Source organism: Streptomyces laculatispora, from assembly GCF_017353455.1.
GTDB lineage: Bacteria > Actinomycetota > Actinomycetes > Streptomycetales > Streptomycetaceae > Streptomyces > Streptomyces laculatispora.
Map to the genome: position 1 here is coordinate 1 of NZ_JAFMPZ010000124.1, position 11,675 is coordinate 11,675.

An 11,675-nucleotide genomic window follows, 5' to 3' on the forward strand; every position below is an offset into this window, starting at 1 on the left:
GGGCAGGTCGTTCCGGGACGCGGTGCGCAACCTCGGCCGGCGGCTCTCGGCGGCCGCGGCCTGAGGTGCGCCGCGGCCGGTGGGATCAGGCCGTACTCCCCTGCTGACCGGGCCAGTTCCCGGTGGCCAGGAAGGCGTCGATGGTCCGGGTGTACGGCGCGATGTCCAGGCCCTGTGCGGCCAGCCAGGAGTCGGAGTAGTACTTGTCGAGGTAGCGGTCACCGGGGTCGCAGATCAGGGTGACGATGCTGCCGGTACTGCCCTGTGCGAGCATCTCGGCGACCAGCTTGAACGCGCTCCACAGTCCCGTCCCGGTGGAACCGCCCGCCTTGCGGCCGATGGACCGTTCAAGGGCACGCACGGCCGCGACGGTGGCCGCGTCCGGGACCTTCATCATCCGGTCGATGGCGCCCGGGACGAAGCTCGGTTCCATCCGAGGTCTGCCGATGCCCTCGATGCGGGATCCGCAGTCGCTGGTGGCGAGGGGGTCGTGGTGGGTCCAGCCCTCGAAGAAACAGGAGTTCTCCGGGTCGGGCACACAGATCCGGGTGTCGTGCTGCATGTAGTGCACGTACCGCGCGATGGTCGCCGAGGTGCCGCCGGTGCCCGCGGTGGCGACGATCCAGGCGGGCTCGGGGTACCGCTCCAGCCTCAGCTGCTGGTAGATCGATTCAGCGATGTTGTTGTTTCCGCGCCAGTCCGTGGCCCGCTCGGCATAGGTGAACTGGTCCATGTAGTGGCCGCCGGACTCCGCCGCGAGCGTGGCGGACTCCTCGTACAGCCTGCGCGAGTCGTCGACGAAGTGGCAGCGGCCGCCATGGAATTCGATGAGCCGGCACTTCTCGGGGCTGGTGGTGCGGGGCATCACGGCGATGAACGGCACCCCGATCAGCTTGGCGAAGTACGCCTCCGAGACGGCGGTCGAGCCGCTCGACGCCTCGATCACCGGCTTTCCGGGGCGGATCCAGCCGTTGCAGAGCCCGTAGAGGAAGAGCGAGCGCGCCAGCCGGTGCTTGAGACTGCCGGTGGGGTGCGTCGACTCGTCCTTGAGGTAGAGGTCGATGCCCCAGCTCTCGGGCAGCGGGAAGCGCAGCAGATGGGTGTCGGCCGAGCGGTTGGCATCGGCCTGGACCTTGCGTACGGCCTCCTTGAGCCAGGCCCGGTACGCCAGGTCGGTCCGGTCGATGTCGACGGTCGCCACGGCTTCGCCTTCGTGTCTGTGCTCACTCGTGTCCATCAGCGCGCTTCTCCTCCTACGACCGGTCTCGGCGCGCCCCACGATATGCCCCCCACCTGCACAAACATTGACTTTGATACTCCATAGCCCTGCCTTGGTGTTGCGGGCGGGGCGCCCGCGGGGGCGGACACGGCGCAAATGCATCATTGCGCCCCGCCCCGGTCTGGTGCACCGGGGCCGGGTTGTGCACACTTTCTCTCGGGGGCGTGACGAAGGGGGCGAAGGGGCCATGTCCGAAACGGAGTTCAGCGAGACGGGCGTACGGATCGACCGGTGGGCGCGCTCGCTCTCGCGGGCCGGGCAGGTGACCGTCAAGGACGGTCGGCTGGCCCTGCTGACCAGTTACGGCCGGGAGATCGACAGCGCACCGGTGGGGACGGTGAGCACGGGCAGGGCATGGTTTGCGGGCGGGGACGCCACGGTGGCGCGGGTCAACGGGACGCGGTACCGGCTGACGATGCCGCGGCGCCCGGGGAAGCCCGACGAGGCCGGTCCCGCACGCCGGTTCCTCGACGCGCTGCGCGGCGCGGGCGGCGGGCGCGGCTGACGGGGCGGCGCCGCGGGGGCACCGCGAGTTGCGGAGCCGTACCCTCTGAGCGACATTGGAGACACGTCACTCATGGTTTACCGGCGGTGACACTGTGATCCAGGCCGCCGGCCCGGAATCAGCAGCCGGCCATCTGCTGGATCCGTCCCTTCGTCTTCTTCCGGACCTATTTCGGGGAGTCGCAGCCGTGATCAGCGAGCCCAGCAGGCACTGCACGGTGGAGCTCCAGGCCCTGCCGTCGCGGATCGGTCAGGTCCGCAGAATCATCTCGGCGCAGTTGCGCTACTGGCATCTCGATCCCTTGATCGACCATGCAGCGCTAGGCGTCACGGAACTGCTGACCAATGTCCACCGGCATGCACAGCCGGACAAATCATGCACTGTCGAGATCGAGTTGCTGCTCGAACGCCTGACGGTGTCCGTCCATGACCACGACCCACGGCTGCCGACCGTGCGCGAGGCCGACGACTCCAGTACGTCGGGGCGTGGACTCGCACTGATTGCCGCGGTCAGCGAGAGCTGGGGCGTCCGCCCCCGGGGCGAAGCCGGAAAGATCGTCTGGTTCACTCTTCCGGCCCCTTGCCTGTTCGCCGTCCAGCCACCGCATTCGGTGTACGGGGCGACGACCGACGGACCGTTCGACCTGAGCGGCATCATGTCGCCGGAGGGTGTGCAGCCCTCGGTGGCACGGTCCGTGTCGGTCGGCTGACACGGCAGGAGCGGGGCGCCTCTTCAGGCGTCCCGCTCCTGCCGTCGCGTGCCGGCCCAATCCGTGCCGCCTGGTGCTGTGACCGCATAGGTGCGCCGGGTTGGCGGTAGTGGCGGTTGGATGTGCGGTGACGTCCGATCTGACCACTGGAGGCGCGGTGGCCGAGCCTGTCCGTGTGGGCAGACTGACCGACCCTGTCCGTGTGCGCAGACTGACCGACCACGAGGGGCGGCGACTGCAGCAGATCGTGCGCAGGAGGGCAGCATGACCATGCAGCGGTCTGCAAGCCGTTCGGCCAGGGAAAGCATGCTCTTGTGGTCGGGGCCGCCGGCATGCATGAGGACAAGGGCCTGGCCTTCTCCGATGACGGTGGCGTGCAGGGCGCAGTCGTCGGCCGCCCGGTAGCTGATCTCTGCCATGAACCGAACCTGGAACGGGTCAGAGGCGTCCGGAACACAGAATCCGCCGGCTGATGTCGCGATCCCGCCACCTTGGCCGTCGCCTCACGTCCAATCGCCACGACCACCAACCCGGCGGACCTATGCGGTCACAGCACTGGGCACTGTTTCTCGGATCATGTTCGGAGCCAGATAGCGAGGGCTGCGAGTGTGACGGTGCCGAGGTAGATGTAGGCGCGTTTCTCGTAGCGGGTGGCGACGGCCCGGAAGCCTTTGAGGCGGTTGATGGTGCGTTCGACGGTGTTGCGTTTCTTGTAGCGCTCACGGTCGAAGCCGGTGGGGCGACCGCCTCGGGAGCCGCGGTTCTTCCGATGTTTCTACTGGTCGAGGCGTTCGGGGATGGTATGCCGGATCCCGCGTCGTCGCAGGTAGCGGCGGTTCGCCCGAGACGTGCAAGCCTTGTCCGCCAGGACGTGAGCGGGCCGGGTTCGGGGGCGGCCGACTCCGGTTAGGCACCGAAACCTGCTGCAGGACCCGCTCGAGCTGGGGTCCGTCTCCGTAGTGTCCGGGTGTCAGGACGAACGCGAGGGGCCTGCAGCGTCCCTCGGCGACGAGGTGGATCTTGGTGGTGAATCCGCCGCGGGACCGTCCCGGACACTCGCCGATCTGACCACCTCCTCCAGGCGGGCGGCCAGATTCCGCAAGACCGGATCGACCTGGTTCGTCCCCCATCCGGCCCCCTTTTGAGGAACGGCGGCCGGGGCCGTCTTCCTCGCGCCGGCGGCGTACTGGTGGGCTCGCACCGCTGCCGAGTCCACCGATACGTCCCAGTCGATGCCGCCCTCGGCGTCCTCGGCTGCCGGGATGCGAGACAGCAGCATCTGCCAGGTGCCATCGACTGACCAGTGGCGATGTCGCTTACAGACAGTCTCCCCAGGCCCGAACCGCTCCGGCAGATCCCGCCCCTGCACGCCGGTCCGCACCCGGTACAGAACCCCGTTGATCACCCGACGGTGATCGCTCCACCGACCTCCACGCGCACCACCAGGAGGCAAGAACGACTCCAGCCGATCCCACTCCGTATTCGTCAGATCACCACCGCCCATGAAGCCAGCCTGCCCCCAACACCCCTCCCAGGTAAGGAGATCCAAGAAGCAGTCCCGAGGACACACCCCCTACGAGGTAATGTGCCGCGGATGGAGATCGCGGACTTGACCTCTCTGGAACACCGCCTCTGTGAGGCGTTCCCTCGCGGTGAACCGATCGACCTCCGTCAGTCCCAGAACGAGAACCCCGAACAGCCCGGCGCCTGGGGCCCCGAGCGAACAGTCCGCGCCGAGGTTATCCGCGCCCTCCTCCTCAGCAATCCCTCTGAATCCGGCGAGATGCCCGCTCTCCACCTCACTGGTGCCCAGATCACCGGCCTCCTCAGCCTCAAGCACGCAGAGATTGTCCACTCCATCCGCCTCAGCGCCTGCCACTTTGAGCAACCCCCGGACTTCTACGGAGCGCGCACCCGCCAGCTCGACTTCGCCGGGTCCTGCCTTCCCGCCCTCATGGCCACGGCCATACGCGTCGATGACGTACTCCGGCTCACCGACTGCCGTATCCCCGGGAGCGTCCAACTGGGCAGCGCCCAGATCGCCGGCGGAGTCTTTCTTGACCGAGTCCACCTGGGCACCGACGGTGGCTGTGTCCTCCAGCTCAGCAACGCCTCCATCGGCAACGACATCTGGGCACCCAAACTGGTGGCCCACGGCGAGATCCGCCTTGGGGCCGCCCGAATCGAGGGGACCCTCGACCTTGAAGACGCCCACATCAGAAACTCAGGGGCAGATGCTCTCAACGCTGCCCACCTCACGGTCGGAACCGTGCTCAACGCGGGCGGCCTCATAACCGATGGCCGCGTCAGACTTACCGGTGCCAAGGTCACCGGGCTGCTCACCTTCATTGAGGCTCAGCTCCGCAACCCGGGTGGTGTCGCGCTGGGTGTCAGCAGCTGCGAGGCCGCTGTGTTCTCGCTCTGGGACGCTGCCCCAGTCTCAGGCGACGTCAAAATGCATTATGCCAACTTCAAGATCATCCATGCCAAACCCCAGGTCTGGCCCGCCAAGGTACGTCTGGACGGCCTGACATACGAGACGATCGTCCCGCGCCTGCCCGCCGCTCAACGACTTGCCCTACTGGAGCGAGACGAAGGCGGCTTCGTGCCGCACGCATACGAGCAACTCGCAGCCTCTTACCGCCGCGTCGGTGACGACGACGAAGCCCGCACGGTCCAACTCGCCAAGCAACGCCGACAGCGAACCACGCTGACCTGGTACGGCAAGATCTGGGGCCACCTCCAGGATGCAACCGTCGGCTACGGTTTCCGCCCCACCCGTGCCATGACTTGGCTCCTCGCCCTGCTGCTGCTCGGCTCAGCCGCCTACGGGCTACACCATCCAAATCCGGCCGAGCGCGGCAAAGGACCGGACTTCAATCCCTTCGTCTATACCCTCGACCTTCTCCTGCCCGTCATCGACTTCGGCCAGGAGAAGGCATTCAATCCCACCGGTCTTTACCAGTGGCTGTCCTATGTCCTGATCGCAGCAGGCTGGATCCTCGCCACAACCATCGCCGCCGGAGTGACCCGTAACCTCAGCCGCCAATGATTCCTACCGACGCCTCAGCATCGGTTGCATACGTGCCCACGCTCGTCCCTTGTAGGTACGTCGATATCCAGGAGCGGTCTTTCTGATCAGTAGTTGGCGGCCCAGCCCGCGTTGACCGTTCGTGGTGCTTGCGGTTGGGTGATCACGGGATGCGAGTAGCTTTAGTGATCAGGGGAGTTGGGTCGGGGCGGGGGTCTAACGAGCGATTCGTCAGTTAGGTCCCTGTTTCTCGGATCACCCTGCTCCGCACATGATCCGAGAAACAGGTCCCCGGAAGCGTCCGTGGACCGTCGCACGACGGCCGCCCCGCGCAGCGCGACGGCGCACCAGACGGTCACCAGGAGCAGCGCGGCCGCGGCCAGGCCCGCGACTTCGAGGGGCTCCGGCCGCCGGCCCAGGGACAGCCGGGTGCCGATCATGACGGTGCCGAGGAGGACCTCCGACGGGGAGTGGACGGGCACCTTGGCCGCCACGAACCGCAGGATGGTGCTCAGCCCCAGGCCGATCACGGCCCAGGCGAGCAGATAGGGCCAGAGCGCTCCCGGCGCGGCGGGCGGCAGGCCGTACTCCTCCGGGCCGATGCGGAACAGGGCGCCCAACCACCCCAGCGTCACCCCGGCGGCGGTGACGAGCGCCGCCCACAGCGCATGGCGCCACAGCGGACCGGACCGCACTCGCTCGTCCTGGGTGTCGACGGCGTTCGTGGTCTCAGGAAGATCCATCACACCCGATGAGACGCTCACCGGCCGCCGAACGTTGCGTCGCGGACGGTGTCGCGAGCATGCCGGAAACACCACAGCCCGCCCCGAGGGCCGTAGCTCGTCGGCGACGAGCCCGACATGATCCGAACGAGCGGCCCTAGTCGGCGGCGATGGCCCGGAGCACATCGAGCCGGGCCGCCCGCCTGGCCGGCCGCCAGCCGGCCAGGGCGCCCGCGGTGACGCCCACCAGAGCGATCAGCAGGAGCCTGAGCGGCGGTAGGGCGAAGGCGAACGCCGTGTCGCCCGCCCCTTCGGATGCCTTGACCAGCACCCAGCCGAGGGCGCCGCCCAGCAACAGACCGCCCGCCGTGCCGAACGCGGCGACCAGGACGGACTCCCAGCGGACCATGGCCCGCAGCTGCCGCCTGGTCTGCCCGACGGCCCGCAGCAGACCCAGTTCCCTGGTGCGTTCGTGGATGGCCAGGGTGAGGGTGTTGGCGATGCCGAGCAGGGCGATGAGCACGGCGAGTGCCAGCAGCGCGTAGACCAGGGTCAGCATCATGTCGATGCCGCCGGCCGAGGACTGCGCGTACTCACCGCGGGTCTGCACATCCGGGTTCCCGTACGCGGCCGCGGTCTTCGCGACCGCGGCCTTTCCTTCGGCGGTGGACACCCCGTCCTTGAAGGACACGGCGATCAGCGAGTCGGAGTCCTGGGCGCGGTGAGGTGCCCAGGCCTGCCGGGTGATCACGTAGTCCCCGGCCAGTTCCGAGTGCCCGAAGACGGCGCGGACAGTGAACGTCCGCACCTTCCCGTCGGTGAAGGTGAGCCGTGCGGTGGAGCCGGTGCGCAGGTGGCGCTTGCCCGCCTCGGTGTCGGAGACGGCGATGCCGTTCGTGCCCAGCGACTTCATGGATCCCTCGATCTTGCCGAGGTCGAAGACCCTGGCGAGCGTGGCCGGGTCGGTGACGGTGAGGGCTCGCCCGGAGCCGTTGACCTCCGCGACGCCCTTGCCGAGCCCGACCGCGGTGTCCACGTCCCCCAGCCGGTCGACGGCCGGGGCCAGCCGCGGGCTGAGACCGCTGCCGCCGGCCCCGAACGCGGGTGCACTGATGGCGACGTCACCGGCGAAGGAACGGTCGACCGTCTGGTTCATGGTGGCCTTCAGCGAGGCTCCGAACACCGTGAAGAGCGAGACCACCGCGACGCCGATCATCAGGGCGGTGGCGGTCGACGCGGTCCGCCCGGGACTGCGCAGCGCGTTGCGCCGGGCGAGGTGGCCGGTGGCGCCGCGCAGCCGGCCGAGCGGCGCCCCGAGGAGGCGGACGGCGTACGAGGAGGCGGCCGGCCCGAGGACGACGAACGCGGCGAGCGCCAGTACCGCGCCGGCGGCCGACAGCCAGACGGACGGGGCGGCCGCCGCTCCGGTCAGGATCGCGGCGAGCGCCGCGAGCAGCAGCCCGAGCCCGGTGACGGTACGGGTCCGGGAGGCCGCCGAGTCGTCGACGGCGGTTTCCCGCAGGGCAGCGAGCGGCGCGGTGCGTCCGGCGTGGACGGCGGGCACCAGGGCGGAGCCGACGCAGACGATGACACCGACGGCGAGCGGCAGCAGCATGGACACTCCGCTGATGACGAGGGATCCCTCGGGGAACGGGAATCCGATCGCCGGGAAGAGCGTCTGGAGCCCGGCGGCGATACCGATGCCGCCGGCCAGACCCGCCGCGGAGGCGATCACGCCGACCACCGTCGCCTCCACGAGGGTCGAGCCGAGGATCTGCCGCCGGGAGGCCCCCAGGGCGCGCAGCAGGGCGTTCTCCCGGGTGCGCTGGGCGACGACGATAGCGAAGGTGTTGTGGATGGAGAAGGTCGCGACCAGCAGCACGATGCCGGAGAACACCAGCAGCAGGGTGGTGAACAGGCTGAGGAAGGCGCCGGAGATCCTGTCCTGGTTCTCGGCTGCCGAGGCCTGCCCGGTGATGGCCTCGGTGTGCGGGGGCAGCACGGGGCGCAGTGCGTCCACCAGTTCCCGCTGACTGGTGCCGGGGCCCGCGCGCACCTGGATGCCCGACGCCTGGCCGGGCTCGGGTGCGAGGTGCTTCTCCGCGTCGGCGAGCGTCATCGCGGTGTACGTGACCTGCGCCATGCCGTCCTCGCCGCCGAAGGTGGCCAGGCCGACGACGGTGACGCGCACCGGGTCGGGGGTGCGCAGCACGGTCGTGTCGCCGATCTTCAGCCCGCCTTTGTCGGCGGTCCCGCGGTTGACGACGACCTCGCCGGGCGCGGCCGGGGCACGGCCCTCGGCGAGCCGGTAGGGGTTGAGCTTCGGGTCGTCGATCCAGTTGCCCGCGAGGGTGGGCGGTCCCTGGCCGCCGATGGGCTTGCCGTCGGAGCCGATCAGCTGGCCGGCGCCCTGGATGTCGGGGGCGACCGCGGCGACCTGGGGAAGCTTCGCGATGCGCCGTGCGAGGCCGGTGCTCACCGGCTGCCGGGTGCCCTCGGAGTCGCCGGAGACGGTGACGACGTTGGTGCTGCGGACGACCGCGTCGGTGCCGCTCGCCGCGTTGTCGAACATCGTGTCGAAGCTCGCGCGCAGGGTGTCCCCCATCACGAGCGTTCCGGTGAGGAAGGCGACGCCGAGCAGTACGGCGGTCAGGGTGCCGACGAAGCGGCGCCGGTGGGCGCGGAGCGAGGAGAGGCTGAGGCGCACGGAGGCGCCGGTGCTGTTCATCGCGTGCCCCGGGTGTCCGGCGCGGGGTCGAATGCCTTGAGGCGGTCGAGCACGCGTTCGGCGGTGGGGTCCGGCATCCGGTCGACGAGCCTACCGTCGGCCAGGAAGACGACTTCGTCCGCGTGGGCGGCGGCGACCGGGTCGTGGGTGACCATGACGACGGTGCGGCCGGTCTGCCGGACGGTGCGGCCGAGCAGCCGCAGCACCTCCTGGCCGGAGCGCGAGTCGAGGTTGCCGGTCGGTTCGTCGGCGAAGACGACTTCGGGGCCGCCCGCGAAGGCGCGGGCCACGGCGACCCGCTGCTGCTGGCCTCCGGAGAGCTCGCTGGGCCGGTGGTGCAGACGGTCCCGCAGCCCGACGGTGTCGATGAGCGCGTCCAGCCGTGCCCGGTCGGGGCGCTCACCCGCCAGGTCCATGGGGAGCGTGATGTTCTCGGCGACCGTCAGCGTCGGCAGGAGGTTGAAGGCCTGGAAGACGAATCCGATGCGCCGGCGGCGCAACAGGGTGAGCCGGCGGTCGTCGAGGGTGCCGAGTTCGGTGTCGCCGATGTAGGCCGCACCCGCGGTGAGGGTGTCGAGTCCGGCGGCGCAGTGCATCAGGGTGGACTTGCCGGAGCCGGAGGGCCCCATGATCGCGGTGAAGCAGCCGGCCGGGAAGTCGACGCTCACCCCGTCCAGGGCCCTGACTTCGGTGTCGCCCGTGCCGTAGAGCTTCACGGCGTCGACGACCCGGGCGGCGGTCGCGGTGCCGGTGGCCGCGACGGTGGCGGTCATGCCGCACCGCCCTTGCCGCGGGTGCCGAACTGCTCGTCGAGGACGGAGAGGCGGCGCCAGTACTCGTCCTCGTCGATCTCCCCGGCGGCGAAGCGGCGCCCGAGCATCGCGATCGGTGAGGGTTCGACGGGGCCGCCCTGTGCGGCTCGGACCTGCCACGGGCCGCCCCGGCCACGCCAGACAGTGCGGCGCAAAGTCGTGACGACGCCGATGACGACGGTCGCCCAGATGAGTGGGAAAAGGAGGACCCAGGGTCCGGGTCCGCCACTGAAGGCCAGGGTGTTCATCTCGGTCCGCTCCTCGGGTGAGGGTTCTCGTTCACGTTCTTCTGTCGCTTCCGAGCCTGTCTCCGGGGAGGGGTCCGCGTCGTCGTACGGCCAGCGGCAGTGCGCGTACCCCCTCGGGAGTAGACGGCGGGCCGGCGGCTGCTCCTGCCCGTCTTCCACTGCCGCTGCATCACTGTCGCCGGATTCTGTACCTACTGGTATGTACAGTGAATCCATGAGCACTCCGGACCGTCTGATCGAAGCCACCCAGGAGCTCCTGTGGGAGCGCGGATACGTGGGTACGAGCCCCAAGGCCATCCAGCAGCACGCGAGCGCCGGTCAGGGCAGCATGTACCACCACTTCAGCGGCAAGCCCGATCTGGCGCTCACCGCCATCAGGCGCACGGCCGCCGAGATGCGCGTGACGGCCGGCCGCACCTTCGACTCCCCCGGGTCGGCGTACGAGCGGATCTCGCGCTACCTGTCGCGTGAGCGCGATGTGCTGCGGGGCTGCCCGGTGGGGCGGCTGACGATGGACCCGGAGGTCATCGCGAGCGACGAGCTGCGGGCCCCCGTCGACGAGACGATCGCGTGGCTCCGCGGCAGGCTGGCCGCGATCGTCCAGGAGGGCCTGGAACGCGGCGAGTTCGCCCACCCCCTGGTGCCGGACGACATGGCGGCGACGATCGTCGCGACGGTGCAGGGCGGCTATGTGCTGGCCCGCGCCTCGGGTTCGGCGGACGCCTTCGACGCGGCCGTCCGCGGACTGCTCACGCTGCTCGCCCACCGTACGGATGCCACCTGATCCCCCGCCGCACGCGAACGACCGCTCAAGGAGCACCTCGCACATGCGGATCACCAGGAACCGCCCCGACACACAGGCCGGACCCCCCGAACAGTTCAACGGCACCGTCCCGCTCGACGAGATCGCGGCGCCCGAACCGCCGTCCCATCTGGCCCTCGTCGAAGCGGCCGAGGACGGCGCCACCATCCACTGGCACACCGACGCCGGTTTCGGCGACCACCCGACGGTCTGAGGAGTACGCGATGCACGCCATGCAGTACGAGATCACCTTGCCGGCCGACTACGACATGGGCATCATCCGCGACCGGGTGGCGGCCAAGGGCCACCTCCTGGACGACTTCCCCGGACTCGGCGTCAAGGCGTACCTGATCCGGGAACGCGGCGAGGACTCGCCGGTCAACCAGTACGCGCCGTTCTATCTGTGGTCGGCGCCCGAGGGCATGAACTCCTTCCTCTGGGGCCCCGGATTCCAGGGCATCGTGCGGGACTTCGGGCGGCCCGAGGTGCAGCACTGGGCCGGGCTGGCGTACGAGGAGGGCCCCTCGTCCGCCGCGCTCCCCCGCACGGCCACCCGCCGCCGCGCACCCGTTCCGGCGTCGGCCGCTCCGGCGGACGTGGTCGACGCCGCGCTGGAGGAGAGCAGCCGGCTCGCGAAGGCTCCCGGTGCGGTCGCCACGGCGCTCGCCGTCGACCCCCGCCGCTGGGAACTGGTCCATTTCACGCTCTGGGACCATCTCGCGCCGAAGGAGCCGGGCGAGCGCTTCGAAGTGCTCCACCTCAGCCAGCCGGGGCGCGGAGACCTGGGGCAGGGACGCCAGTGGTAGCCACGGTCCGCACCGTTCTCGGGGACGTCCCCG

10 protein-coding genes and 2 pseudogenes are annotated in these 11,675 nt (G+C 69.8%); 6 read left to right on the forward strand and 6 right to left on the reverse strand.

The annotated features are described in order from the left end of the window. Positions 1-85 precede the first annotated feature (85 nt). The gene (gene cds1 / locus J1C73_RS07380; RefSeq protein ID WP_207315634.1) at positions 86-1,237 is read right to left on the reverse strand and encodes an L-cysteine desulfhydrase Cds1; all 1,152 of its coding nucleotides are present in this window, start codon (positions 1,235-1,237) and stop codon (positions 86-88) included. A gap of 229 nt (positions 1,238-1,466) precedes the next feature. Here cds1 and J1C73_RS07385 point away from each other — a divergent pair, with 229 nt between their 5' ends. Both J1C73_RS07385 and J1C73_RS07390 read left to right on the forward strand, forming a co-directional pair. Next, on the forward strand, positions 1,467-1,784 hold the full coding sequence (locus J1C73_RS07385) for a hypothetical protein (RefSeq protein WP_123467311.1): 318 nt from the start codon (positions 1,467-1,469) through the stop codon (positions 1,782-1,784). A 217-nt stretch (positions 1,785-2,001) separates the two neighbouring features. Beyond that, positions 2,002-2,493 carry an ATP-binding protein gene (locus J1C73_RS07390; protein ID WP_372446660.1) on the forward strand — a complete coding sequence of 164 codons (492 nt, stop codon included), beginning with the start codon at positions 2,002-2,004 and terminating at the stop codon, positions 2,491-2,493. A 574-nt stretch (positions 2,494-3,067) separates the two neighbouring features. On the opposite strand, the pseudogene J1C73_RS07395 reads toward J1C73_RS07390, so the two are convergent. Further along, a pseudogene (locus J1C73_RS07395) lies at positions 3,068-3,997 on the reverse strand (IS5 family transposase). Positions 3,998-4,087: 90 nt separating this feature from the next. Here J1C73_RS07395 and J1C73_RS07400 point away from each other — a divergent pair. After that, entirely contained in the window at positions 4,088-5,545 is a 1,458-nt protein-coding gene (locus J1C73_RS07400) for a membrane-associated oxidoreductase (RefSeq protein ID WP_207315636.1), read from the forward strand. Positions 5,546-5,817: 272 nt separating this feature from the next. On the opposite strand, the pseudogene J1C73_RS07405 reads toward J1C73_RS07400, so the two are convergent. From J1C73_RS07405 to J1C73_RS07420, 4 genes and pseudogenes are all read right to left on the reverse strand, one after another. Next, positions 5,818-6,267 (reverse strand): annotated as a pseudogene (locus tag J1C73_RS07405) (hypothetical protein); the annotation flags it as partial. A gap of 136 nt (positions 6,268-6,403) precedes the next feature. Further along, the gene (locus J1C73_RS07410; protein WP_207315637.1) at positions 6,404-8,974 is read right to left on the reverse strand and encodes an ABC transporter permease; all 2,571 of its coding nucleotides are present in this window, start codon (positions 8,972-8,974) and stop codon (positions 6,404-6,406) included. Then, positions 8,971-9,747: an ABC transporter ATP-binding protein gene (locus J1C73_RS07415; RefSeq protein WP_207315638.1), complete on the reverse strand. Its 777-nt coding sequence runs from the start codon at positions 9,745-9,747 to the stop codon at positions 8,971-8,973. The genes J1C73_RS07410 and J1C73_RS07415 overlap by 4 nt, the downstream gene beginning before the upstream one ends. Next, complete coding sequence (locus J1C73_RS07420; RefSeq protein ID WP_207315639.1) at positions 9,744-10,034, reverse strand: SHOCT domain-containing protein; 291 nt, start codon at positions 10,032-10,034, stop codon at positions 9,744-9,746. Before J1C73_RS07420 ends, J1C73_RS07415 begins: the two co-directional genes overlap by 4 nt. Before the next feature lie 214 nt (positions 10,035-10,248). Between J1C73_RS07420 and J1C73_RS07425 the strand changes: the two genes are divergently transcribed. The 3 genes from J1C73_RS07425 to J1C73_RS07435 are packed head-to-tail and all read left to right on the forward strand — an operon-like array spanning position 10,249 to position 11,642. Next, positions 10,249-10,818, forward strand: coding sequence for a TetR/AcrR family transcriptional regulator (locus J1C73_RS07425; RefSeq protein WP_242643845.1), 570 nt, complete (start codon positions 10,249-10,251; stop codon positions 10,816-10,818). Between the two features lie 43 nt (positions 10,819-10,861). Further along, positions 10,862-11,050 carry a hypothetical protein gene (locus J1C73_RS07430; RefSeq protein ID WP_207315641.1) on the forward strand — a complete coding sequence of 63 codons (189 nt, stop codon included), beginning with the start codon at positions 10,862-10,864 and terminating at the stop codon, positions 11,048-11,050. Between the two features lie 10 nt (positions 11,051-11,060). Next, positions 11,061-11,642 carry a DUF4865 family protein gene (locus J1C73_RS07435; RefSeq protein ID WP_207315642.1) on the forward strand — a complete coding sequence of 194 codons (582 nt, stop codon included), beginning with the start codon at positions 11,061-11,063 and terminating at the stop codon, positions 11,640-11,642. The last annotated feature ends 33 nt before the right edge of the window (positions 11,643-11,675 follow it).

What these genes read in the sequence shown, in the direction of transcription:
- J1C73_RS07425 (WP_242643845.1), top strand. Translation starts at nt 10,249, where the DNA reads ATGAGCACTCCGGACCGTCTGATCGAAGCCACCCAGGAGCTCCTGTGG.
- J1C73_RS07410 (WP_207315637.1), bottom strand. Translation starts at nt 8,974, where the DNA reads ATGAACAGCACCGGCGCCTCCGTGCGCCTCAGCCTCTCCTCGCTCCGC.
- J1C73_RS07415 (WP_207315638.1), bottom strand. Translation starts at nt 9,747, where the DNA reads ATGACCGCCACCGTCGCGGCCACCGGCACCGCGACCGCCGCCCGGGTC.
- J1C73_RS07385 (WP_123467311.1), top strand. Translation starts at nt 1,467, where the DNA reads ATGTCCGAAACGGAGTTCAGCGAGACGGGCGTACGGATCGACCGGTGG.
- cds1 (WP_207315634.1), bottom strand. Translation starts at nt 1,237, where the DNA reads ATGGACACGAGTGAGCACAGACACGAAGGCGAAGCCGTGGCGACCGTC.
- J1C73_RS07400 (WP_207315636.1), top strand. Translation starts at nt 4,088, where the DNA reads ATGGAGATCGCGGACTTGACCTCTCTGGAACACCGCCTCTGTGAGGCG.
- J1C73_RS07420 (WP_207315639.1), bottom strand. Translation starts at nt 10,034, where the DNA reads ATGAACACCCTGGCCTTCAGTGGCGGACCCGGACCCTGGGTCCTCCTT.
- J1C73_RS07430 (WP_207315641.1), top strand. Translation starts at nt 10,862, where the DNA reads ATGCGGATCACCAGGAACCGCCCCGACACACAGGCCGGACCCCCCGAA.
- J1C73_RS07435 (WP_207315642.1), top strand. Translation starts at nt 11,061, where the DNA reads ATGCACGCCATGCAGTACGAGATCACCTTGCCGGCCGACTACGACATG.